This is a genomic window from Methylomicrobium lacus, from assembly GCF_041897535.1.
Classification (GTDB): Bacteria; Pseudomonadota; Gammaproteobacteria; order Methylococcales; family Methylomonadaceae; genus Methylomicrobium; species Methylomicrobium lacus_A.
This window is the reverse complement of record NZ_CP169217.1, coordinates 4,247,068-4,272,331: the sequence shown is the minus strand read 5'-3', so window position 1 is coordinate 4,272,331 and position 25,264 is coordinate 4,247,068. Positions and strand designations below refer to the sequence as shown.

The 25,264-nt window shown below is 54.6% G+C and carries 18 protein-coding genes and 1 pseudogene; 10 read left to right on the top strand and 9 right to left on the bottom strand.

The features are described 5' to 3' along the window. Positions 1–5: 5 nt before the first annotated feature. The 10 genes from ACEPPP_RS19135 (at position 6) to ACEPPP_RS19090 (ending at position 13,054) form a co-directional block, all read left to right on the top strand. A complete protein-coding gene (locus tag ACEPPP_RS19135) occupies positions 6–629 on the top strand; it encodes a V-type ATP synthase subunit D (protein WP_374088948.1) in 624 nt (207 codons plus the stop codon). Then, positions 626–2,404: a V-type ATP synthase subunit I gene (locus tag ACEPPP_RS19130; RefSeq protein ID WP_374088947.1), complete on the top strand. Its 1,779-nt coding sequence runs from the start codon at positions 626–628 to the stop codon at positions 2,402–2,404. Before ACEPPP_RS19135 ends, ACEPPP_RS19130 begins: the two co-directional genes overlap by 4 nt. Continuing rightward, on the top strand, positions 2,392–2,838 hold the full coding sequence (locus tag ACEPPP_RS19125; protein WP_374088946.1) for an ATP synthase subunit C: 447 nt from the start codon (positions 2,392–2,394) through the stop codon (positions 2,836–2,838). The genes ACEPPP_RS19130 and ACEPPP_RS19125 overlap by 13 nt, the downstream gene beginning before the upstream one ends. A 19-nt stretch (positions 2,839–2,857) precedes the next feature. After that, a complete protein-coding gene (locus ACEPPP_RS19120) occupies positions 2,858–3,523 on the top strand; it encodes a hypothetical protein (RefSeq protein WP_374088945.1) in 666 nt (221 codons plus the stop codon). A gap of 5 nt (positions 3,524–3,528) precedes the next feature. Continuing rightward, positions 3,529–4,197 carry a DUF2764 family protein gene (locus tag ACEPPP_RS19115; RefSeq protein ID WP_374088944.1) on the top strand — a complete coding sequence of 223 codons (669 nt, stop codon included), beginning with the start codon at positions 3,529–3,531 and terminating at the stop codon, positions 4,195–4,197. After that, on the top strand, positions 4,187–5,998 hold the full coding sequence (locus tag ACEPPP_RS19110; protein WP_374088943.1) for a V-type ATP synthase subunit A: 1,812 nt from the start codon (positions 4,187–4,189) through the stop codon (positions 5,996–5,998). The genes ACEPPP_RS19115 and ACEPPP_RS19110 overlap by 11 nt, the downstream gene beginning before the upstream one ends. A gap of 29 nt (positions 5,999–6,027) precedes the next feature. Then, positions 6,028–6,927 carry a polyphosphate kinase 2 family protein gene (locus ACEPPP_RS19105; protein ID WP_374088942.1) on the top strand — a complete coding sequence of 300 codons (900 nt, stop codon included), beginning with the start codon at positions 6,028–6,030 and terminating at the stop codon, positions 6,925–6,927. Positions 6,928–7,068: 141 nt separating this feature from the next. Then, complete coding sequence (locus ACEPPP_RS19100) at positions 7,069–8,736, top strand: SulP family inorganic anion transporter (protein ID WP_374088941.1); 1,668 nt, start codon at positions 7,069–7,071, stop codon at positions 8,734–8,736. A 418-nt stretch (positions 8,737–9,154) separates the two neighbouring features. Continuing rightward, positions 9,155–9,592, top strand: a complete 438-nt coding sequence (locus ACEPPP_RS19095) for a hypothetical protein (protein ID WP_374088940.1) — start codon at positions 9,155–9,157, stop codon at positions 9,590–9,592. 435 nt (positions 9,593–10,027) lie between these two features. After that, positions 10,028–13,054 (top strand): PAS domain S-box protein, encoded by a 3,027-nt coding sequence (locus tag ACEPPP_RS19090; protein WP_374088939.1) that lies wholly within the window; start codon positions 10,028–10,030, stop codon positions 13,052–13,054. Between the two features lie 52 nt (positions 13,055–13,106). On the opposite strand, the gene ACEPPP_RS19085 is transcribed toward ACEPPP_RS19090, so the two are convergent. The 9 genes and pseudogenes from ACEPPP_RS19085 to ACEPPP_RS19045 all read right to left on the bottom strand — a co-directional run bounded on the left by ACEPPP_RS19085 (position 13,107) and on the right by ACEPPP_RS19045 (position 25,263). After that, positions 13,107–13,826 carry a carbonic anhydrase gene (locus tag ACEPPP_RS19085; protein WP_374088938.1) on the bottom strand — a complete coding sequence of 240 codons (720 nt, stop codon included), beginning with the start codon at positions 13,824–13,826 and terminating at the stop codon, positions 13,107–13,109. Between the two features lie 45 nt (positions 13,827–13,871). Next, a complete protein-coding gene (locus ACEPPP_RS19080; protein ID WP_374088937.1) occupies positions 13,872–15,182 on the bottom strand; it encodes a DUF2252 domain-containing protein in 1,311 nt (436 codons plus the stop codon). 269 nt (positions 15,183–15,451) lie between these two features. Further along, complete coding sequence (locus tag ACEPPP_RS19075; protein ID WP_374088936.1) at positions 15,452–17,086, bottom strand: PEP/pyruvate-binding domain-containing protein; 1,635 nt, start codon at positions 17,084–17,086, stop codon at positions 15,452–15,454. Continuing rightward, positions 17,083–19,026: a hypothetical protein gene (locus ACEPPP_RS19070; RefSeq protein WP_374088935.1), complete on the bottom strand. Its 1,944-nt coding sequence runs from the start codon at positions 19,024–19,026 to the stop codon at positions 17,083–17,085. The genes ACEPPP_RS19075 and ACEPPP_RS19070 overlap by 4 nt, the downstream gene beginning before the upstream one ends. A gap of 30 nt (positions 19,027–19,056) precedes the next feature. Beyond that, on the bottom strand, positions 19,057–19,854 hold the full coding sequence (locus ACEPPP_RS19065) for a DUF3313 family protein (RefSeq protein WP_374088934.1): 798 nt from the start codon (positions 19,852–19,854) through the stop codon (positions 19,057–19,059). 23 nt (positions 19,855–19,877) lie between these two features. Then, complete coding sequence (locus ACEPPP_RS19060; protein ID WP_374088933.1) at positions 19,878–20,345, bottom strand: glycine zipper family protein; 468 nt, start codon at positions 20,343–20,345, stop codon at positions 19,878–19,880. Between the two features lie 84 nt (positions 20,346–20,429). After that, positions 20,430–21,020, bottom strand: a complete 591-nt coding sequence (locus ACEPPP_RS19055; protein ID WP_374088932.1) for a YSC84-related protein — start codon at positions 21,018–21,020, stop codon at positions 20,430–20,432. A gap of 13 nt (positions 21,021–21,033) precedes the next feature. Further along, positions 21,034–21,552: a cysteine rich repeat-containing protein gene (locus ACEPPP_RS19050; RefSeq protein ID WP_374088931.1), complete on the bottom strand. Its 519-nt coding sequence runs from the start codon at positions 21,550–21,552 to the stop codon at positions 21,034–21,036. A gap of 478 nt (positions 21,553–22,030) precedes the next feature. Beyond that, a pseudogene (locus tag ACEPPP_RS19045) lies at positions 22,031–25,263 on the bottom strand (type I restriction endonuclease subunit R). Between the last annotated feature and the right edge of the window lies 1 nt (position 25,264).

The following is a 25,264-nucleotide window of genomic DNA, read 5'->3' as shown; positions in this document are numbered from 1 at the left end:
TCGTTATGGCGAAGCTCAAACTTAGCAAACACGCGCTACACGAGCAGCAGGAACAGCTGAAGCTGTACCAGCGGCTGTTGCCCTCGCTTGATCTGAAACGCCGGCAGTTGACGATGGAAGAAAAAAAAGCCCAGGAAGACTACGCGGCCGCCCAATCCGCCGTGGACGCTCTGGAAACCCGGATCGGCGAGGAGTTGCCCATGCTTGCCGACAAGGAATTTCGTCTTGGCGGACTCGTAAGATTCAACCGTTATAAGGTTGTCGAACAAAATGTCGTCGGCGTGAAACTGCCCTTTCTGGACAGCATCGACTGTACGATCGCCGACTATTCCCGGCTTGCTACGCCGCCCTGGGTTGACACGCTGGTACAACGCTTGAAGGATGCCGCGGAGCAGCGCATGCGCGCCGAGATTGCCGGCGAGCGCCAGCGTATTCTTCAAATTCAGGTGCGGAGAATCACGCAACGAGTAAATCTGTTCGAAAAAATCCTGATTCCCACTGCTAAGCAGAATATCCAAAAAATACGCATTTTCCTTGGCGATGCCGAGCGAGCCAGCGTGGTCACTTCCAAGCTCGCCAAGAAAAAACAGCTACAGCAACGCCAAGCTGAGTCAGAGGAAGTGTTATGAGTCTTGTCACGATGCACAAGGTGACCTTCATTGGCATGACGGCCGATCGGGATCTTTTATTGGCTGATCTTCAGAAAATGGGGTGTGTGCAGATTATTCCGCTGGCATCAGCGAATGCGGCAATAGTCGAAACTGCAGCCACAGCAGGAGCGCGCGAAGCGTTGAAGTTTCTGCACACTTATCCGCAGCGAAGACGGCAGGTTCTGAATAAAGAAAAGTTCGATGCCGTTGAGGTTGAGAAAAGGACGCTGGAAGTCAGAAATCGCCTGCATGACCTGATGGAGGAGCGTGATTTTTTGATCAGGCGCATTCGGGACATGCTTCCCTGGGGCGACTTCGAGCTGCCGCCGCTGAAGGAAATGGGTAACCTTCGGCTTTGGTTCTATGTCGTCCCCCATAAAGACATGCCGAAAATCAAGGCACCGGTTTGGGAAATTATCCGGCGCGACGGCCGATTTTGTTATGTGGTCGTGGTAAACGAGGAAGAGCCTTTGGCGATGCCGGCCCCCCGTGTTCATCTGGGTTACAAAACCCGGCATGAACTGGAAGCGAGACTGGATGACGTGGAGCTGGCCATAGAAGACGCCCAGGCAGAACGGGCCTATTTAACCCGCTGGCATGATTTGTTCAGACGTGATCTTGATTTTCTTGAAGACCGGGCCGTTTGTCAGAACGCTGCGGCGCAGGTCTATAGTAACGATACCGCTTTTGCCTTGCAGGGTTGGGCGCCTGTAGAAAGCCTCGCGACACTGGAAGATTATTCGAAACGACAGGCATTTTACTTCGAATCGGAACTACCCACTCTAGAAGATAACCCGCCTACGTACATGCGCAACCCCTCCTGGCTTAGCGCCGGTGAGGATCTGGTTACGTTTTACATGACACCGGGCTATCATACCTGGGATCCCTCCGGGGTAACTTTCGTTTCCTTTGTGTTCTTTTTTGCGATGATCCTGGCTGATGCCGGTTATGGCGCTGTTTTGGGGCTCGCTTTACTGTTATTTTGGAGCAAGATGGGGCGCTCGTCCTCGGGCCGCCGGTTTCGCCCTTTACTTTTGTCGGTGGTGGTCGCCTCCTCCGCTATTGGCGCACTATTCGGCAGCTATTTCGGCGTCACCCCTCCCGAAGATTCATTGCTTGGCAGGCTTCATATACTTGAGATAACCGACACCAACCGCATGATGCTGATTTCGGTTGTGATCGGTGTTTTCCACATCGTACTCGCCAATGTGATGAACGCTTTACGTTACCGGCATTGGCTGGACAGATTGCCTTCAGTCGGATGGATCGCCGTCATTTGCGGCGGATTTTCACTGGCGGTTAGCAGTTCAATAACCCTACCTGGTCTGCAGAAACCGAGCATGGCCTTGATGGCGATCGGCGCGTTGTTAATCCTGTGGTTTACCGCGCCCGGAGAAAAACCATTCACCCGCCTTCTCCATGGTCTGGAGGGACTAACCCGGCTGTCCGGCGCTCTGGGCGATGTCTTGAGTTATCTCCGTCTGTTTGCGCTGGGTCTCGGATCGGCGTCGCTGGCTATCGAATTCAACCGTATGGCGGCCAGCGTCAATGAGAGTTACCCGGGAATCGGCTTGCTCTTTGCTCTGTTGATTCTGGTGCTCGGACACGGAATTAATCTGGCTCTCGGAATTACCAGCGGCGTCATTCACGGGCTGCGACTGAATGTGATCGAGTTTTTCAACTGGGGCCTCAAAGAAGAGGGAACACTATACAAACCATTTAAACAATCAGGGGATAATTTATGGAACCGATAATATTTGGACTGGGCTGGGTGGGACTTTATGCCCCTTTGGCGCTAGCTGCGATAGGAAGTTCAATTGGCTGCATGCGTGCCGGAAGCGCCGCGTGCGGCGCCTTACTGGAAGTAGAAAGCGGCTATGGTCGTTTTATTGGCGTAGCGGCATTGCCGTCCTCGATTACCATTTACGGTATCGTTGTGACTATGTCACTGAATCGTGAATTGACTCTTGAAAATGCTCCCGGAATCTTTAGTTTGGGCATCCTGACCGGGCTGGCGCTGCTGTATTGTGCCATCGCTCAGGGCGATGCCTGCGCGGCATCAATCAATGCCTCAAAAAGCAAGGTCGAAGTTTTCGGTATCTCAATGGCGCCGGCGGCGCTGATTGAAGGTTTCGCTGTTTTCGCATTTGTTTTCGCTCTCGTACTGGCTGCGGGAATTCCAAAATAATCTTGACGAGACTGCTGACATGACAGAACAAGAACAAACTAAAACCGGCGCCGGCGTTCAGGACCTCGTGGATCGTATCCGCGATCAGGGCGTGTTGGCGGCCACTGAAAAAGCAAACAAGATTGTCAGGGACGCCGAGGCCAAATCGGCAAAAATGCTGGCGGATGCCAAGCTTGAAGTGGAACGGTTGCGTGAAAATGCCCGTATTGAAATTGAGGCCAATCATGCGGCCGCCTTGGAAGCCCTGAAACTTTCAGCGCGCGACACGATGCTGCAACTCAAGGCCAAGGTCTCGTCGGCGTTTGAAGTGTTTGTGCAGCGACTGGTGACATCGGCCACGCGCGACGAGCAATTTATTAAATCCATTGTCCTGGTGTTGGCAAACCATGTCGAGAAAGAACTGATCGGGGACAAGGAAATCCAGATTCTCATATCCGAATCGATACTCACGGGTCAGCCGATCGAGAAACTTCGCGATCGCACCAAGCAGACCATTCTTGGGCTATCCAGCGAAATGCTGCGTGAGGGGGTCGAATTGATTCCATCCAGTGAGATCGAGGGCGGCGCAAGTGTGCGTCTGGTCAAGGACAAGCTGGAAATCGACCTGAGCGACAAAGCGATTTCCAAATTACTTTACCAACGCATTTTGCCGCGTTTTCAGGCGATACTCGAAGGTAGCGAATAAATATTATGGCGGAGTACATTACACTGGTCTCCAGCCTCCCCTATCTCCCCCCGTTCGAAAAGGCCGAACGGTCGCCGATCACACGCCTGCGGCTGGAGCAGCGTCTTCATAACCTGGAACCTGAAGACGCGCGGCAACTGGCTTTGGCCGAAGCGCTGGTAAGCTGGCGGCTATCCCTGGCCAAACCGAAGACCGACCAGGAAATGTTGATGCGCTGCCGCGCCGCGCTGCAAGAAATCACGCAGACCGCCTTGCGCGAATTCGTCGAGTTCAGGATAGTTCAGCAAACGATACTGGCAGCATTACGCATTCGCCAGACCAACAGCCTTTCTGAATCTTTGTTTTTGGAGCAGGTCAACGGCGCGAACCGCTGGGTGGGGGTTATTGCGTCTAACTGGGAGCATCCCGATTTCAAGCTGGAGGCAGTGTTTCCCTGGATTCCCGATGCCCGGGGCTATCTTGAAGCAGGTGATGCAAACGGTCTTGACCGTCTAATGATGAAGATAATCTGGCAACGGCTGAGCCGCATCACCGAAAGCAACCGGTTCGGATTCGAGGCGGTATTTGCTTTCGTTTTTAAATGGGACATCCTTCAGGCCTGGCTTGCACGCGATGCCGACAAGGCGACGAGCCGATTTCAAGAATTGATCAAAGAGGTAAAAAATGGCAGCTGAACAGCCGGTATCGAGAACCGCAAAGATTATAGGAGTCAAGGAAAGCCTGGTGCTTATCGAAGTCGACGACAACACGTCGCTCATTAAAAACGAACTGGGTTATATCCTTGTCGGTCCTGAACGCCTCAAAGCCGAGGTTCTCCGCGTGCGCCAGCGTACTGCCGATATGCAGGTATTCGAGGACACACGCGGCGTGCGTGTAGGCGATACGGTAGAGCTGACAGGAGAAATGCTTTCGGCCGTTTTGGGCCCCGGCTTGCTGGGCCAGGTTTTTGATGGCTTGCTCAATCCTTTGCATGCACTGGCCGGCAAATACGGTTTTTTTCTTCCCCGCGGAGTTACCATTCCCGCGCTTGATCTGAAAAAGAAATGGCATTTTGAACCCGGCGTTGCCATAGGTGCCAGGGTGTCTCCAGGAGGCGTTATCGGCACGGTTCCAGAAGGTGTCTTTAAACACAAAATCATGGTGCCTTTTAATGAACCGGAACCCGTCGAGATCACCTGGATCAGGGAGGGTAATCTCGAGGTTGAAGAGGTTGTCGCGCGCTATAAGACTGGAAAAGGGATTGAGCGTGAAATGACGCTGACACAGCGCTGGCCTGTGCGTAAACCGATACCGGAAGCGCTGATCCATCGCCGCTATGCTGAACGCCTTTATCCTACCGAACCCATTACCACGGCGACCCGGGTTATTGACACGTTCTTTCCCATTGCCCAGGGCGGCACGGGCTGTATCCCCGGCCCTTTTGGCGCTGGAAAAACCGTTTTGCAGAGCTGTATCGCCCGTTTTTCAACGGTTGACATCGTCATTATCGTTGCCTGCGGCGAACGGGCAGGCGAAGTGGTCGAAACGATTACTGAATATCCGGAAACCAAAGACCCTCGGACGGGCGGCACCTTGATGGATAGAACCATCATTATTTGCAACACGTCATCCATGCCGGTCGCTGCCCGAGAAGCCTCTATCTATACCGGCATCACGCTGGGCGAATATTTCCGGCAGATGGGGTATCAGGTTCTACTGATCGCCGACTCCACTTCGCGCTGGGCGCAGGCGATGCGCGAAACCTCGGGCCGTATGGAAGAAATACCCGGCGAAGAAGCGTTTCCCGCCTACCTCGGTTCCTCGATTAAAAATGTCTACGAACGTGCCGGCGTCCTGCGCTGCCCGGACAGCTCAGTAGGCAGTTTAACCATGATCGGTACGGTTTCTCCCGCAGGCGGCAACTTTGAAGAACCGGTGACCCAATCCACGCTGGGCACGGTCAAGACTTTTCTCGGATTATCGGCCGATCGCGCTTACCGGCGTTTTTACCCCGCCATTGATCCACTTATTTCCTGGTCGCGCTATCTCGATCAACTGGGGAGCTGGTTCACCCGAAATCTGGATGTGAACTGGGTGCGCGACGTCAAGTCTATGCAGGAATTGCTTGAGCAAGGCGACGGCATCTATCAGATGATGCAGGTTACCGGCGAAGAAGGCATCACCGAAGAGGATTTTATCATCTGGCAAAAATCGATGTTACTCGACATGGTGTATTTGCAGCAGGATGCTTTCGACGAAGTCGACGCCTGCATGCCGCGCGAACGCCAGCTGGCCAGTTTCGGGATGTTGAAAAAGCTGATCGAGGCGGATTATAGGTTTAAGGACAAAAACGAAGCCCGGGATTTTTTCACCAAGATCACCGGTCTTTATAAAAACTGGAATTACAGCCGTCCGGATTCGCCCGAGTACGAACGCTACGCTAAAGACATAGATCAACTCGCCGGTCAATACCTGCCCGGGCATAGTGCTCAATAAACATCAAAGCTACTGCAAGGTGCACTGCCATGATTAGAAAAGACATCATCGATTTATTCAAGGTTAAACCCGATAACAAAGTCCGGCTCAAGGATTATCACACCGGGTGGGAGCAGAACGATGAGTTCAAATCGGTCGGCAAGAAATTCGTTAAAGAAAAAGCGAACGAGATATTGCAGACCAGCATCGAAGAGTTGGCCGAATGCCAGCAATTGCTTTATGCCGATGACCGCTACGCCCTGTTGATCGTCCTGCAGGCGATGGATGCGGCGGGCAAGGACGGCACCATCCGGCACGTGATGTCCGGCGTCAACCCCCAGGGCTGCCAGGTTTTCAGCTTCAAGAAGCCATCGGCCGAGGAACTGGACCATAACTTCCTCTGGCGCTATATGAAATCCCTGCCCGAGCGCGGCCGCATCGGCATCTTCAACCGTTCCTACTACGAAGACGTCCTGGTGGTCAAAGTCCACCAGGACGTGCTGGAACAGCAAAAGCTGCCGGACGGCAAGCACGGCAAGGCCTTTTGGGAGGCACGTTATGACGACATCAACGCCTTCGAGCGTCACTTGGTGCGCAATGGCACGGTCGTATTGAAGTTTTATCTGCATGTATCAAAGGAAGAACAGAAACAACGCTTCATGGACCGACTTGAGCGACCCGAAAAAAACTGGAAATTTTCGCTCGCCGATCTTAACGAGCGCGGCTACTGGGATGATTATGTCGACGCCTACGAAAAAGCGATCAGCGCAACCAGCACCAAATGGGCGCCCTGGTATATCGTGCCGGCCGATAATAAATGGGCGAGTCGCGCGATAGTCGCAGACATCGTGACTACGACGTTGCGCAATCTCGATCTTAAATTTCCCGACATGACGGACGAACAACGCGCCTTGTTGGAACAAGCCCGAAAAACCCTAGCCGAAGAATAATCTTATGGCGGAAATCAAGCTCCTCTTTTCGCTCGACGCGTATTCAGGCTGCAGCATCCGAGGACCTATTAATGGGGGTTCCGGCATTGACGGCAAAAGCAGCTGCCATTTAAATTTCCGCAGCATCTAGAGACAAGCCGCATGAACCAGCATCCGACAACCGCAGAGGCAATCGATCCCGGCACCTCAGCGCTAAGGTTCGACATAGTCGCCGGCCTCACGGCCTCGGCTGTGGTTCTGCCCAAGGCAATGGCGTACGCGACTGTAGCCGGCTTGCCCGTTGCAGTAGGGCTCTATACCGCCTTTATTCCGATGATTATTTACGCCCTCCTGGGCTCGTCGAGAGTACTCAGTGTCAGCACAACCACAACCCTGGGCATCCTGGCAGGCACGCAACTCGGCTTGGCGGTGCCGGACGGAGATCCGGGAAAACTGATCACCGCTGTCGCCTCCCTGACTGCTCTTGTGGGTATATTGCTAACATTGGCGTCGCTGCTGCGTCTTGGGTTCGTCGCCAACTTTATTTCCACCCCCGTCCTGATCGGCTTCAAGGCGGGGATCGCCCTTGTGATTGTGCTGGACCAGTTGCCGAAGCTTCTAGGTATCCACATTACCAAGCAAGGCTTCATCCGTGATTTGTTTAGCGTCGCACATCATATACCCGAAACCTCGTTGATCACGCTAGCGGTAGCGGCTATGACGCTGCTCGTGCTGTTCGCCATGGAACGACTGTGGCCGCATTCCCCGGCGCCTCTGGTTGCAGTTGGCGGCAGCATCGGCGCCTCTTGGTTTTTCGGCCTGCATGCACGGGGTGTTTCGACGGTCGGTCTGATTCCGCAAGGGTTACCGTCGCTGACACTACCGGACCTTGCTCAGATCGAACAGTTGGTGCCGGGCGCACTTGGAATCGCGTTGATGAGTTTCACCGAATCGATTGCAGCGGGACGCGCCTTTGCTTCCAGCACAGAGGCTCCGATCAATGCAAACCGTGAGCTGATCGCCCTAGGAGCAGCAAATTTCGGAGGCGCACTGTTCGGTGCGATGTCGGCTGGAGGAGGCACCACGCAGACTGCCGTGGTATGTGCAGCCGGCGGTCAGTCACAGAAGGCGTCGCTGGTGACGGCGAGTATGGCAGGGGCGACCATGCTGCTGCTCTCGCCTTTGCTGGGCTTGCTGCCACACGCGACACTCGCGGCGGTCGTCATCGTCTACTCGGTCGGGCTGTTTCAGCCGACAGAATTTCTTGCTATCCGGAAGGTGCGCACCATGGAGTTTCACTGGGCTATCGTGGCCTGTCTCGGTGTATTGTTCTTCGGCACGCTGAAAGGCATCGTGGTTGCAATCATTGTATCTCTCCTAGCACTATCGAGCCAACTCGCCCACCCGCACGTGTATGTCATTGGCCGCAAGCGCGAGGCCGACGTGCTGCGACCGTTGTCACCTGAACACCCCGACGACGAAACCTTCGACGGCCTGTTGATCGTGCGTCCAGAGGGACGCCTGTTCTTTGCCAATGTCCAACAGATTGCAGAACAGATCGGAGCATTAGTTGCCAAAAATAAACCGCAAGTACTTGTGCTTGACATGAGCCGGGTTCCGGATATCGAATATTCAGCGCTGCAGATGCTGATGGAGCGCGAAAAGCGCGCAACCGAACAGGGCGCTACGCTATGGTTGGTTGGGCTGAACCCGAGTGTGCTAGAGGTTGTACGACGCTCTGGTCTGGCCGACCGGCTAGGTCGCGAGCGCATGATGTTTAATGTACGAGCGGCTATCAAACGCTACCAGGCCCTGCCTGCCGCATCCTGAATATTTGTTATCATAAAACAAGACGCGTCGACAATTTTTCGAAACCAAACTTTATAACCATCACGAGGAGTTGTTGTAGGTATTTATACCTATTGTAGTTTTAGTTAAAAATGTTATTTTACGCTAGATTGACTATTTACTCCCATCATGACTTATACATTCACGCCCAACCACAACTAAATCCATAGTAATCATCAATAACATTATAAAAAATGCATTATTAATTGCAACCAATGGTTTGCGATTAATTTACCGAGAATTCTGACTAGTTTATTAATGAATCAGTTTAGAAACATTAGCAGTCACTTTACTGATAAATTAATATAACTCGATGAATGATAGGCCATTACACGCGCATGTTCTGCTCACTGCAGAAACCGCGATGTGAAATTAGTTCTTATTTTATTTGGAGATAAACATGCGTAAATTCTTTTACACTTTAGCACTCATCATGAGCATCGTGATGTTTTCTTCTGCGTCGATAGCGAAGCCTACGAAAATCAGTGGAACGGTTAACCTCAATGTAGGTTCTGTAGCCGCAGGAATCGGCTGGAGCTGGGGAGGTGGTGTCATGACTTACGAGGGTGCTGAGCATAACTTCGATATCAAGGGGCTTAGCTTAGCCGATGTCGGCATTTCCAAATATTCCGCCGCCGGAATTGTGTATAACTTGAAGAAACTGGAGGACTTCAACGGCACTTATCACGGTGTGAAAGGAGGCGTAACTATCGCCGGTGGCAAAGGAGCGATAGCACTGAAGAACGAACATGGTGTCGTACTCGAACTGACCGGAAGCGGTCAGGGCTTGAAGTTCGCTCTTGGGACGCAAGGTGTGACTATCCAGCTTAAGGATTAGTCCTGTTTTCGGATGAGTCAGAAAAGGTACCGTTGATTATCTTTTTCGGGCTCATCCGATTCCAGATCAGAAAAACGAGATCAAATATTTACTCTTTCTCTTTAAGTATTAGAAGAGCAGATTTTTCAGTTATAGCTAAGGCGATGAATTGCAATTACTTGACGCATCAGTCTAGGCGAGTCTGCGCATGAATATACTGTATTGAGACGATCTGTGGCAGAGCAGCCCCAAAAGATTATCAAATTTACCAATGCTTTATGCCACCCATAAAGATACTTACCTGATGGGTTATACAGCGTGTTGAATCATTCTTGAGTCCATGCCAAGACTCTGCAACAATACTCGCCTATCCAGGTGCCTCATAGAACTGGCACAGAACGCCAGGAAGCTAGCCATTGTACGAGCTACCGCAATCAAGCTCAACCACCTTAATAAATGCAACCACTGATTGACCTTTTTGGTATTAAAGACTTCATTCCCCATGGCTATTGCCTTTCGTGGAGCCCTGTATTACTTTGGCTGCACGTGATCTCAGATCTGGTGATCACAATCGCTTATTATTCGATCCCGCTGACGCTGGTCTATTTTATCCGGCAGCGCAAAGATTTTCCCTATCCGTGGCTGGTTGCCCTGTTTGCAGGGTTTATTGTCGCCTGCGGCACTACTCATTTACTGTCAGCAATCACGGTCTGGATACCTTTATATTGGCTGGATGGCTGGGTTAAAGGCTTTACCGCGATTATTTCGCTTGCCTCCGCCGTGCTGATGCTATGGTTGATTCCCCGCGCCTTGTCTTTGCCCAGCGCCGCGCAACTGCAAGCTGAAATCCTACAAAGAAAAAGCGCTGAAGCGGCATTGCTGGAAAACGAACACAAACTCTCTACCATTCTCGACAATGTCGAGGCCTTTATTTATATCAAGGATTGCAACTATCGATACCAGTACGTCAATCAGCCGGTACTGCGATTGCTTGGCAAAACGGCGGAAGACATCATCGGAAAATCGGACGATGTCCTGTTTGATGAGGCGACAACGCTAAAATTGCGCGAAAACGATCGCCGGGTCATTGAACTGGGGGAACGTATCGCTTACGAGAATAAGTATACCCTCAAAGACAAGGCCGTCACCCGCACCTATCTTTCCATTAAACAACCGTTGCGCCATGAGGACGGCAGTATTTACGGCTTATGCGGTATTTCTACCGATATCGACGAGCGCAAGCAGATGGAAACAAAACTGCGCGACAGTGAGGCCTTAAGTGTCAGCATCCTTAACTCGTTGACTTCGCATCTCGCCGTTCTCGACGCTCAGGGGGTTATTATTGCCATCAACAATGCCTGGCGAAAGTTTGCTCAAGAAAATGGCGGCGGCGATATGCTGGGGTTTAATTATCTGGCGGCATGCAAGAATGCCTTCAATCAACCTGACGGCGATGAGGCAGGTTCCGCTTATGCCGGTATTGCGGCGGTACTCAAAGGCGAGCTGGCAAGCTTTCATTTAGAGTATCCTTGCCACTCGCCCACTCAGCAGCGCTGGTTTGAAATGACGGTGTTGCCATTGCAAGGCTCACATCGAGGCGCTGTGGTCAAGCATTTAAACATCACCGGTCGCAAGCGGGCCGGATGGGTATTAAATCAACTCAAGGCAATGATCGATATCTCCCTGGACGGATTCTGGATAGTCGATCTGAGCGGAAAATTGCTGCAGGTTAACGAGGCCTATGCAAAAATCAGCGGCTATTCGATTGATGAATTGGTGAACATGCACGTCGATCAATTGGAAGCATTGGAAAATCCGGAGCAAATACAAGCGCATATTGCCAAAGTGATCGTGCAGGGCTACGACCAGTTCGAGACCCGTCACCGGCATAAAGACGGGCATCTGATTGACGTTGAAATATCGGCCGCTTTCCTGCCAGAATTTCAGCAGCTTTGTTTGTTTTGCCGGGACATCACCGAGCGCAAACAAATGGAAAACGAGCTAAAAGCCAGCGAGGCAAAATTCCGTTCGATCATCGAGGTTTCCCCTGTGCCGATCGCCTTAAACGATGATCAAATGAATATCACCTTTCTGAATCCGGCCTTTGTGCAAACCTTTGGTTACACTCTGGATGATATTCCCACCCTGGCAGACTGGTGGCCGAAAGCTTACCCTGATCCGAATTATCGACTTCAGGTCAAAGCGATTTGGCAAACGACACTGGAAAAAGCCAAAAAGGAAAAGACCGACTTTCCGCCTTTGGAGCTGGTTATTCGCTGCAAGGACAACCGATTTAAAACCGTGTTGGCGAGTGCCGCTGCGATTCAGCCCAATTTTGCGGGTGAGCATTTGATCATTCTGTACGATATCACTCGGCACAAACAAATAGAGGCTAAACTCAACGCCATTTTTAATGCATCGGTGGAGGGCTTTATCACGGTTGATATGTCCGACACCATCGTATCCGCCAATGCCGCAGTGGAAACGATTTTTGGCTATAAACCGGAAGAGCTGATCGGTTGCGGTATCGACAAACTGATGCCGACATCTTCAAAAGAAAACCATGAGGGTTACTTGGCCGTTGAAGTCAAATCCGGGTGCCAAATTCAGGAGGTTGAATGCCTGCACAAAAATGGTTCCGTGGTGCCTGTGGACCAGACTATCGCGGAGTATTCAATCGATGATGCGCACTATTTTACTTATATCGTTCGTGACGTGAGTTTGCGCAAAACCCGGGAACAGCAAGACAAGGAGCGTCTCAACCAGCTTGCTCATGTCACCCGCCTTGGGCTGATGGGTGAAATGGCCTCGGGCATTGCGCATGAAGTCAACCAGCCCCTCTCAGCGATTTCCAGCTATACGCAAGTCAGTTTAAACCTGCTTAACACGGAAAACCCTGATCTGATAAAACTCGCCGAGATATTACACAAAACTCAGCAACAGGCTTTAAGAGCCGGAGGAATCATTCATCGGATGAGGGATTTTGTCAAATCGCAGTCAAAACACAGTTTAACCACCGACATTAATACGTTGATAAATAACGCGGTCAGCCTATGTAATGCCGAACTCAAACACAAGGGCATCAAGCTGGCCTTCGAACCGGGAAACGATCTGCCTCCTATCTACGTCGACCCTATACATATCGAACAAGTCATCATCAACCTGATCCGCAACAGCGCCGATGCCCTGGAAACCTTGTCCGCCAAACAACATCGCCACATAAACATCCGTAGTCGTTTGGCGCTCAACAAAACAATACAGGTCAGCATAAAGGACAATGGGCCGGGAATTGATAAAGACCAACAGCAAAAAATATTAATGCCTTTTTATACCACCAAGACAGACGGCATGGGCATGGGCCTATCCATCAGCCGCTCGCTTCTCGAAGCCCATGGTGGCTCCTTGTATTTCGAAAGCGAACCAGGACATGGCAGCACTTTTTATTTCACCTTACCAACAAGGGAAAAATCCGCTAAGTCTTAGCAAAAGATCGGGGTCGGCCGGCCAATGTCAGATCCAATCTGAACTCATACAACTAATCGAGAAACCGCACCTGTCCGCTATTCAACTCATAGACCGCCCCGACCAAGGTTACGCGTTTTTCCTGCAGTGCCCTCTTCGCTTCCGGAAGAGCGATCAGTTGCTGCATCGACCAGCGCACATTCGCCTCCACTGCGGCGTGCAGCAATGCCTCGTGATCGAGTTTCAGATCGAGCTTCGATAGGCCAGGCCGGATTAAAGCCAGCAACGCTTCGATATGTTCGCGTTCCCTGGGCTTATCGAGCATTTCCTCTACCGCCGCGGTGACCGCCCCGCAATTTTCATGGCCCATCACCACCACAAGCGGCGTATGCAGATGAGCCACGCCGTATTGCAAAGTGCCGATCACGTCTTCCGCGATGATATTGCCGGCAAGCCTGATCGTAAAGACATCGCCAAAACCAACGTCGAAAATCATCTCGGGCGGCACGCGCGAATCGCTGCACCCGAGAATCGTGACAAAAGGTTTTTGTTCCTGCACCAGTTGATGGCGCCAGGAAGCATTTTCGTGTGTATGGATGGACTTATCGTCCATGAAGCGCCGGTTACCTGTCTTCAAGCGGAGCAACCCCTCGGCTGCATTGCGTGGATAAGGCTCCAGATTGACGGCGCCGGAGGAGTGAGGCGCTTTGCTTGCACAGGCCGGGAGCATGCCCAAACCGAGACAACTTGCGCCGACTAGCCACTCTCTCCGGGTAATGCCGTGTTTTTTCATGGTCGCTCCTCTGTTCTAAGATTTAGGCGCGAACGCATGCGTTGATCATTCATTCTCCTCGATGATCGCCTTCACTCGTCCGGAGTTGACGGCTTCGACCAAGGCCGCATGATCGCGTTCGGTCTGGTCCGCATAGTCCAAAGCGAATGTGCTGATCGCCTGGTCGAAGCTGTCCGACTTACCCAAATAGCCGCTGATCGTCGCCGCATCTCCCGACCGGGCATGAGCGCGGGCCAGGGTCCAGCCGCAGAGTTCGGCATAAAGGTGAAACTGCTGGAGGGTACCGCCTTCGATCGGGGCGGACATTTTCATGTCGCGCAGCTGGCGCACGAAGAAATCGCGACCGGTCTCAGGCACCCCGCACCAGCCTAAAAAAATATCGCTGGAGGATTGTGTCAGCCGTTGCCCCATCACCACGCGCTGCGCGTGATTGTCATAGCGGCTTTTTCCGGCATAGGGCTCCAACACCGAGGGGCAGGCTTCCTTGAACTGAAGCAACAAGGGGTGGTTCTCCGCGGAAAAAAACAGCGCGGCGAAACAGCGCGTGCCGACGCTGCCGATGCCGACGACTTTCACCGCAAAGTCTTCCAGGCGGTAACGGTCGAACAGCACCCTGCGCTCGTCGGAGAGCGATAGCCGATAGGCTTTAAGCCCTTCGCGAACCCGCTGTTCATACTCGTCGCCTTGTACATGGAAGAGTGTGGGTGGCTGATCGAGCAGCCGATGGCGACCGCCCACCGATCCGGCAATTTTGGGCGCAAGTTGTTCGCCGACGCGCTGCTCCGCTTTCTCGATGACCCTCTCGCGGAACCTTCTGATTTTTTCATCGGGCGCCATCTCGAGCAGGGTGTCGGCGTCCAGGCGGTCGTACCAGATTTCCAGAGGATTCATCTTCGAATACTCCCGCAATTTCTCCCGGTACGCCCTGACGCATTCGACCGCAACGGCTTGGGCGTCTTCGTCAGTGAACCTTTCGTCACGAGCGGCAACCACGAAACTGGCCGCCAGGCGTTTGATATCCCATTCCCAGGGCGCGGGCAGCGTTTCGTCGAAATCGTTGATGTCGAATATCATATTGCGTTCGGGGGTCGCAAAAAGACCAAAATTCATCAGATGGCAGTCGCCGCAGGCCTGTACCCGAAGGCCGCTATTCGGTGTGGTCGACAAATCGTAAGCCATCAGGCCCGCGGAACCCCGCAGAAAGGTAAAGGGGCTACGCAGCATGCGCCCATAGCGAATCGGCACCAGTTCCGGCAGGCGATCCTTATTGGATTCTTCCAGAATGTCGATCGGATCCCGGCGATGCGCCGGCGCTTTCCAACCGGCATGGCTCGAGCGCGGCACTTTTACGCGCATTTCCTTTCCAAATGCAAGAGATTCGGAACGCGCACGGAAGATTATGGGTTTAACCTCTTCGCTCGCTGCGGCGGATGCCGTTTTTTTGGTTTTTTTCTTGGTGGTGACCATGAGTTTACTCCGGTAAGAATGGCGAGAGTTGTTTATGAAGCTTATACCTTTTTGACATAATTTTTCACTCGATATTCATCATCTATGTCAAAGATTTGGCGCTGCCGAGGCTATCGCTATTCGATTGCCTGCGGACGTGCAAAATCGCTATCCTGCCTTTAGCAAGTCTTGCTGTTCTGCCAGCGCCGAATGACCTCAATAGCGGCAGTTGGCTTTTCGCGTCGAACAGCGACTTTTCCGGAATACACATCACCGGTCTCACCGTCGAGAGTCAGTATGTCGCCCTCCTCGAAGTCGCGGTTTCCAAAGCGAATACGTCTGTTCTCCATGTCGATCTCAAGGGTTCGGCAGTCGACCAGGCAGACTTTGTCGAGCTGCCTTGCTACCACGGCGGCGTGTGCAGTACGCCCGCCTGCAGCCGTCAAGACGCCAGCGCAGACGGCAAGACCTGCAATGTCGTCGGTAGAGGTATCACCGCGTATCAAAAGACAGGGCTGGCCAGCAGTCGTCATCCGTTTGGCGGCCTCGCAGTCGAGCGCAATAGCCCCCGTCGCGACGCCTAAACTAGCGGGCGTTGCCCTCGCCACAGCCGACTGGCCCGCATCCGGTGCCACGCGAAGTCTCATTACCTTATCAAATTTAATATCCTGAACACGCCCTAGCGCGGTATCGAAGTCAGTAAGGCCTTCTGCAATCAGGTCGACGGCGATTTGACAGGCGGCCCAACGCGTGCGCTGACCCGTCCGTGTCTGCAGTAGCTTCAAATCGCCTTCCTCGACCGTAAACTCGAATTCCTGCATATCACCGAAGAGACGCTCGAGACGGTGTGCGGTGTCGCGTAAGGCGACGCCAACGGCCGGCAGCATCGCATCGATCTGGGCTGCGCCACTGAGGCTGTACCGGCCCGATACCACGTCCTCGCCTTGGGCATTCGCCAGGAAATCGACGTAGAGTTCGTTCGCACCGGTCGAGGGATTGCGCGTAAAGCCGACGCCCGAACCGGAAGCACCGCCGGCATTGCCAAACACCATCACCTGCACGGTTGCCGTGGTACCGAGGTTTTCATCAAAGTTTCTGAGCCGTCGATATTCTCGTGCCTTCGGGCTATTCCAGGAGCGAAATACCGCCGCGATGGCGGCGAGCAACTGCTCGTTGGGATCCTGAGGAACGCGGCTTCCGGTCAGCGCATGGTAGGTATCCTGAGACTGTTGCAAGAGCTCGCGCAGAGCCAGCGCGTCGAGTTCGCGTGTCGAAGCCGCCCCCTCTCGCAGGCAGATCGCATGAGCCAGGCGCGCAAAAGGGGAAAGCTCTAGGCCTTGGGCGATGTGTGCAAAGCTCTCGACGAAGCGCCGGTAGCTGTCCCATGCGAGGCGAGGATTGCCGAGCTGGCGGGTCAGCGCGCGCACGGTCACATCATTGAGACCCACATCGAGCACGGTCTCCAGCATCCCCGGCATCGACACCGGAGCACCGGAGCGAACCGAGACAATGAGGGGACGCCGCGATCCATTAAAGTTCCGGCCCGTCGCACTCTCCAGGCGACGTAACTGCGCACCGATCAGCGTGTCCAAACCATCGGGCAAGCGGCCGCCTGCGTCGTGGAAAGCCCGACAGGCTTCCGTGGTCACGACGAAGGCCGGCGGCACAGGGAGGCCGGCACGGGCCATACGCCATAGATTGTGGGCCTTGAAGCCGATGCGTTCGGGGCTGAAGGCCGCGACGTCCTCGGACGCAGGATCGATATAGACCACCATGTCTTCGGATACAGCCTGCGGATTGATCACCTTATTCACAGCGCCAGTACCTCGCCGAGAACATGGTCGCGTAACATCAGCGCCGAACTTCTGAGCGCATCCGCACTCTCTTCGATCAGACCGGCCAGATCGCCGTAAAGTCGCAGCGAGCGGCCGTCGCCGCCGGACCGCATCAACTCAGCCGTGACTTCGCGCTCGCATGTGTCCGTTTCATGCTCGAATTCGACCGTGCGATCGACGGCCTCCAGAAAATCATTGACGTCCTCGCGCGTGGCGCTGTGCTGTAACCAGGCCGCACACTCGACGGTCTTCACATATTCCTGGGCGGCCATCAGCCCCGCGGTGGCAAGTCGCTGCAGCGGCTGTATCACCTGTGCCGGCAACTCCACCCCCCCGGCCAGTCCCAGCAGGAAAGCGGCCTCCTCCAGGCTATCGGCGCCGTCGTCGGCCTCCTCGGTAATGTTACGGTAGGCAATCGCGCCCGGCGTCGCCTGCCCCAATTCACGCAGCCTAATCAGCAGCTTGTCGGCTCGGCTCTCCCAGATCTTGGCGCGGTGCGCATCTTGCTCACCGGCAGTGCCGGCGCCGGCGGCCAGCCGTATCAGGCCGTCTCGCACCAATGCGGCAATTTCGGCAATCAGCGCCGCATGGTCGCAGGCCAGCGCAATCGCTGTCAGCTCGGCGGACTGGAACAGCTTGAGCAGTTCTGCCTTGACTTCGTCCTGGATCAGCCGTAGCGAACGGTTGGCGAGGCTGCTCTCGGCGGCGGTGCGCAACACGAAACGCAGGAACTCACAGGTCGCCTCGTTCCCCAGGACCTCGTCGAGTTGTTGCCCATAGCGGATCAGGCCGCGCCCGGCTTGCTCAATCGCAGCGAAGATCAGCGCCTCGCCGCCGGCCTGAAGGAAGCCGCGATGCCCCAGATTGTTGTTGGCGGCCCAATGCAGGATGTCGATGGCTTCCTTGGTGCCGACAAAATTACTCAGGCGCTTGCGTGCCCGGTTCCAGTCAATCAAAAACACGATGCGCGAACCCAAAAAAGCCAAATAGCGCTCCTGCTCTTGGGTATCACGCGCCAGATGCCGCCCCGTGCAAAGATAAAAATCGCTGCCTTCTGTTAGCGCATCATTATGTTTTTCCAGGGTGTTTTCCCAGCGCACGTCGAAGGCCTTGAACAAATTCTGGAAGAAGCGCGCCCGTTTGCGGTGGATATCGGTATAGCGCAGCGTCGTCGTGAGTACCTCGGCCTCTATGATCAGCACATGCGCATCGGTCGTGCCGATGTCGTTCTGAATCACGAGCGTCTGTCCTCGCCGCGTCGCCGTCGTGCCAAGTCCCGGGTGATCGAATTTCAGCGGTGCCGTAGTGTTCAGGCCTCGCATGAAGGCCGCAACCCGTGGCTCGTCGCCGTCACCCAGTCCGTAAACGGCGGCGCCGTCGATGTTGCCAACCGAAATGTCGGATTGCAGACGATTCAATGCCTTGTGCAAGTCCATCACCAGTTGGTGCAGGGTGTCGCTCTGCCCCGGCCGAGCAGCGGTCATACCGGTGATGTACTCGCTGCTTACAAGGTCTTCTTTCGGTGCCGCTAGCGATAGGTCCAGCGACGAGAGGCGATCATCGAAGGTCGAAGCCTTATTATTTTCGTCCTTGACCCGCAACGGCCTGATCATCTCGGCGACTGCGGCAAACAGGTCGGCATGGATGCGGACGCTTTGCGGCACCTTGTACAGCCCCTTCTCAAGCCGTCGACTGCCGGCAACGACGCCATCCAGCGTGGCATCGTTGATCTGTGCGGCTTGGCGTTCGCCGCGCAGATCGGCTGGCAGGCGATGCGGATGCTCGGCATGGGCTTTGGCCGCCTGCAATAATGCGAACAGATATTTCGCCCTGGCGTTGGCCTTGAGCGCCTCGCCCAGGTAATGCGGGAGAAGTAAAGACTTCTCACCCAGCGTTTCGACGATGCATGACTTCAGCATGACATTACCCTGGAACGATGGATAGAGGGTTTAGAAAGGCCTTACGGTAAACGGAGCCGGGTCGCCAACAACCTCTCCCGGTTTTTTATTGGCAATCTCGACAAACTGCTTCGCCCAGCGTTCCATAATGCCTTTGGCCGGTCCATACCAGCTTAAGCGGGTCAAATCGATGGGGCCGGCATCCTGCATATCACGGTCCGCGAAAGTCGCCACGACTTCGGCGGTTTGCAGATCACGCAGCCGGCCTTCGAACGCGGCTCTACGCTTATTAACAAACCCCGCCGCCGTGCCACCACCGGGTGTCAGCCAACCGGCTGCATGCAGAGCGGGTTGCGAGGGATTGATTTCAATCAATGCCAGTTCAAGACGTAAGGCGGGTTGTTTGTGCTCGCTTGGGTATTCGATCACACGAAACCGCTGGTTAGGGTCTTCCTTAAATTCTTTTACAACTTGGTCGTGAAAGTACACGCCAATCTCTTCTATATCTTTTTTGGCATCACTTAACAAATTAGCCGAACTCAATTGATGAAGCCAATCCATTTCAAGCATGTATCGGGTATTGACTGGCGCAACCACCAACTCTTTATAGTGGCTGGCGTCAAAGCCGGCTTTAACCCAAACCTTCTGAAACGGTAAATCAGCCCGTTTGGATTGCAATTCCGGCCGCTCAATAAAGCCGGCATCTGGCGCGGGCTCGACCACCATGGATTTGAGTTTGTTCGTTTCTGTCTGGACTGTCGAGCATCCGCTTAACAACTCGGCATAAAGACAAATCAGCCCCCACCAGGCAGATACTGGCTCGTGGGGTAATTTTTGAGATGATTTCATTTGATTTCTCATGCATCATCCATTTATTGCACGGTATAACCGCGGCCTGTCAGGCAGGCGCCCAAAGCACGGTTATAATTATTCGCCCCGTCGTTGGCTGCGACTGACGAAGCTGCCTGGTTTGCATCTTTTTGAGCGAAGCGCCGTTTCATCCCCCCTGCAACCGCTCCTATTGCCGCGCCTGTACCCGCATCGCCCGCAATCGCGCCGATCGCAGCTCCCGCAGCCGCGCCCCGCGCTCCTCCTCTCAGTGTCTCCCGGCCAAGGCTGCCTTGTTGTGTACTTGGCTGCGACGGGGCAGCGCCGCTGCTCGGATCAAAACCGCTCTGCTGAACTGCCCAGGTGTGACATTCATAACGGTCTTTAGATTGCTGGTCCGGCGTTTGTCCCCGGGCAGGATAAACCATCAGATTTTGCGCAAAACCCGATAAGGGCAAAGCCGCCAGCAAGAGCGCAGAAACCATATTTATGGGTTTAAAACGTGTTTTCATCAGAATACCTTATAAAATATTTATGTCGTTAAGCGGGGTCTTTGAAATCGTCGAAAGCCTCATTTGCTCGCTTTGCTGCATCAGCTATTCCGGATAAATGCGGGAAATTTTGGAACCCTGCAAACCCAGTCCAGCCATTAATCCTTTCTGGCCGAAGATAAATGCGTAGACATTGTCCTTCGCGGTCGTGGTCGTCAGCGTTTTGGCCATGCCCGCATCGACGACGACGATGCTTGGCCCCATGCCGATTTCCCAGCCTTCGCTCCGTTCCAGATAATTCAATGCCTCGTCGTTCATGAAAAACAGCGCGTAACCGAAGGCCTGCACGCCGGCTTGCATGCCATACGATGCCGAAACGCTGTTGTAGTAGCCGGTGGTACGGCCCCTGACCCGTAAAGCGCCGCCCCGGCCGTATTGCGCGCCCACCATGAAGCCCGCTTTGACGATGCGAGGAAAGACCAGAATGCCTTTCGCCTTCTTTGCCAGCGACCTGGCGGCGGGGGTACTCTCATAGAGATCCTGTAACGCATAATCGACGTCACGATCGATCTCCGCGGCAGTCCCTGACATGGCTGAACCGCCAATGCCACCGACACCGACACCGCCACCGCCTTGACAGCCGACAAGAACCAGCAAACTGATCAATAAAATTGCCAACCGATTTTTATTTAACATGTTTTTTTCCTTATTATTTTTTCAATTGCACATCCTTTAACGCCTGCCGGCAGCGTCCGCTGACTTTTTCATCATGCTGCTCCAGGCAAGCCAGCAACCGCCCTTCCCCGACTTCGACGGAGGGACAGTATTTTTCGATGTCGTCGTCACACTCGTTGACGGTGTATGCAAGCGCCGCCACGGCCCGGTCGAGTTGCGCCGCCGAGTCGTACAGTGCATATTCGCAGCGCGCGGAAATTTTGTCGCCGTGGGCATAAATGCACGCGAGCAACCGGTCATCGCCCGGCGTGACATCCTTGCAATAGGTATACAGTTCGGCTTTGCAGCCTTGACGGAAGGTCTCCAACGGGCCGTTCCCGGCGGTCGCGGTATCGGCGCTGCTTTTCGGCAGCGGCGCGGCGCAGGCGCTAACAGACCAATATATCCACACAAGAAGGGCAACATGTTTCAGGATCATTGTTTTATCTCTCTGAGTGTTGGTTGAAGAAAAGGGTTTGAATTTGCAAGATTGATTTGGCGTGAAAGCGCTCATTTGCCGATGCTTCACTCGTCTTCTGATCCGGGTCCTTTTCGCAGGCTTTCCTCTGAGGGTTGATCATGCGAGTCATAATCCCGGGCTCTCCTTGGCTGGCTATGCAATCGACCCTAACCTGGCTGACCTATTGCCGTCGATTGCATAACCGCATTTTCCTCCGGTCTCACCTTTTCGCCGCCGGTTCACACTCTTTCGGCGGGCTTCGTTGAGAATACCGGCGCTGCCTGCCGAGCCATGCCGCGGTTATTTTCGTCATGCAGCTTGGATTGCTCCGCCCACACCATCTTAAAAATAACTTAGGACAATCTACCGAGATTCTAAACTCGCGGCTATTGGACTTTAGGCTTAGATCCCTTTAAAAATCGGCTTAAAGATCTCCGATTCTACACCAAAAATCAGTTGCTATTTGGCGTCAGAGCTTGCAGAGAAATGCGTCATTCCGGGCCGCCTTTGAGGCGCTCTCTATTACTGTTTTTTAAGCCCAAGCCTCGCCCAGCGCCTGCGCCTGCTGCAACACCAATTCGATGGCCGATTCCTGCTGATCGGGCGGATATTTGTATTTCCGCAGGATCCGTTTGACCATCAGGCGTAACTTGGCCCTGACACTTTCCCGCTGCGACCAGTCCACCGTAATGTTCTGGCGCAGATTTTCGGTCAGTTCGTGCGCGATTTTCTTCAAGGTTTCGTCGGACAGTTCCCGCACCGCCGATTCGTTGTCGGCCAGCGCATCGTAGAAGCGGACTTCATCTTCAGTTAAACCCAGCGACTCGCCGCGCCCCGCGGCTTCGCGGAATTTCTTTGCCATCGCGATCAGTTCCTCGATGGCCTGGGCGGTCTCGATCGCACGGTTTTGGTAGCGTTTGATCACGTTGGCCAGCAGTTCGGAAAACTTCTTCTCCTGCACCACGTTGCCGGCGAATCGCGACTTGATTTCGCCTTCGAGCAAGCGCTCCAATAACTCGACCGCCAGGTTGCGTTCGGGCAGATTGCGCACATCGGCAGAAAGGCGTCGTCTAGGATGCCGATGTTCGGTTTGTCGAGGCCTACTGCCTCGAAGATGTCCACCACGTCTTCCGACACCACCGCCGAATTGATGATCTGACGGATCGCCAGTTCGCGGGCTTCGTCGGTGCGCTTCTGTTGGCTGATGTCGCGTTTGGTCAGGATGACCTTGATCGCCTGAAAAAACGCCACTTCCTCGCGCACCGTCTTGGCTTCATCAAGCGTGCAGCACAAACTAAAAGCCTTGCTCATCGCCAGCGCGGTATCGGCGAAGCGCTTCTTGCCGTCTTTCAGGCCCAATACATGGTTGGCGGCCCCGGCCAGGCGCTTATGGCCGACGATCAAAAAGTCGCTGACATCGTAGCCGTGCAGCAGCCCGCGCAGAATATCCAGCTTCTCTTCCAGCACCGCATAGGCTTCGGCCGCATTCACCGTCGGCCGGCCGCGGCCGTTGCTCGCGGTGTAATCCTTCAGCGCGTTTTTCAGCTCGTTCGCGATGCCGATGTAATCGACCACCAGCCCGCCCTGTTTGTCCTTGAACACCCGGTTGACGCGGGCGATCGCCTGCATCAGACTGTGACCCTTCATCGGCTTGTCGACGTACAGCGTATGCACGCACGGCGCGTCGAAGCCGGTCAGCCACATGTCGCGCACGATCACCAGGCGCAACGGGTCGTTCGGGTCCTTGAAGCGCTTCTCCAGCCGTTTTTTGACTTGATTGCTGTAGATGTGCGGCCGCAGCAGCGCCTTGTCGCTGGCCGAGCCGGTCATCACGATCTTGATCGCGCCTTTTTCCGGATCGTCGTCGTGCCAGTCCGGGTTCAGTCTGACGATTTCGTTGTACAGATGCACGCAGATTTCCCGGCTCATCGCGACGATCATCGCCTTCCCGCTCTGCGCCTTGTTGCGCTCTTCAAAATGCGCCGCCAGATCGGCCGCGACACGTGCGATGCGCGGTTCGGCGCCGACCACTTTTTCCAGCGCCGCCCAGCGGCTTTTCAATTTGGCCTGCTGATCTTCCTCCTCGTCCTCGGCCAGTTCGTCCACTTCCTCATCGATGTGCGGCAATTCCTCCGGCTTTAAGGCCAGTTTCGCCAGCCGAGACTCGAAGTAAATCGCGACCGTCGCGCCGTCCTCCTTGGCCTGCTGCATGTCGTAGATGTGGATGTACTCGCCGAACACCGCGCGGGTGTCACGGTCTTCCAGCGCTACCGGCGTCCCGGTGAAGGTGACGAAGGTCGCATTCGGCAGTGCGTCGCGCAGATGCTGGGCATAGCCGACCTGATAACGGCTTTGATAGCCGGGTGAGGCTTCCTGAATAGCGGATGTCGCTGCCCCGTCCGCCCTCATCCCCGGCCCTTCTCCCGGTGGGAGAAGGGAGAGATAAGCCCCTCTCCCATTGGGAGAGGGGTTGGGGTGAGGGTTCAGTTTCAACTTGGCTTCAAAACCGTACTGCGTGCGATGCGCCTCGTCGGCGATCACCACGATGTTATGGCGGTCGGACAGCATCGGAAAACTGTCTTCATCCATGCCGGGCATGAATTTTTGAATCGTCGTGAAGATGATGCCGCCGGAAGGCCAATTGGCCAGCTTGGCGCGGAGGTCCTGCCGGCTTTCGGCCTGCACCGGCTGCTCGCGGAGCAAATCCTGGGCCAAGGAAAACACGCCGAACAATTGCCCGTCCAGATCGTTGCGGTCGGTGATCACCACGATGGTCGGATTCTCCATCGCCGCCGCCTGCATCACCCGCGCGGCGAAACAGGTCATCGTGATGCTCTTGCCGCTGCCCTGGGTATGCCAGACCACGCCGCCCTTGTGGCTGCCGTCCGGCCTCGATGCGGTCACGACCTGTTCGATGGCTGTCCGCACCGCATGAAACTGGTGGTAGCCGGCGACTTTTTTGACCACGGCGCCGTCGTCCTCGAACAAGACGAAATAACGCAGATAATCCAGCAATGTGACCGGATTCAACAAGCCACGAATCAAGGCTTCCAGTTCGTTGAACTGGCCGAGCGGGTCCAGCGCCTTGCCGTCGATCGTGCGCCATTGCATAAAGCGTTCGGCATCGCTAGATAAAGAACCCAGCCGCGCCTCGCTACCATCCGAAATTACCAGCACTTCGTTGTACTGGAACACGTCCGGGATTTGCTCTTTGTAGGTCTGAAGCTGATCGAACGCCTTCCAGATGTCGGCGTTTTCGTCGGCCGGGTTTTTCAGCTCGATCAACACCAGCGGCAAACCGTTCACGAACAGAATCACATCCGGCCGGCGGCTGTGTTTCGGCCCCTTGATCGCAAACTGATTCACCGCCAGCCATTCATTACTCCCTTCTCCCTCTGGGAGAAGGGCCGGGGATGAGGGTAACCAATCGATCAATCGCACAAAATCCCCGCGCGTTTCACCGTCTTTTTGATACTCTACGGGAACACCATTGACCAGCAACTGATGAAAACGGCGATTGGCGGCCATCAGGGACGGAATGCCCAAATCCATCACCTGCCGAAGCGCATCGTCCCGCGCCGCCGCCGGAATCGACGGATTCAGCCTGTCCACCGCCGCCCGCAACCGGTCCTGCAACACCACCTGCCGGTAGTCGGCACGCTCGGAAGCCTCGCCATCCGGGGCAATCGCCGGCCCATACAACGGCTGGTAGCCGACTTCAGTCAACCATGCCAGTGCTTCTTGTTCCAGTTGGTCTTCGGTCATG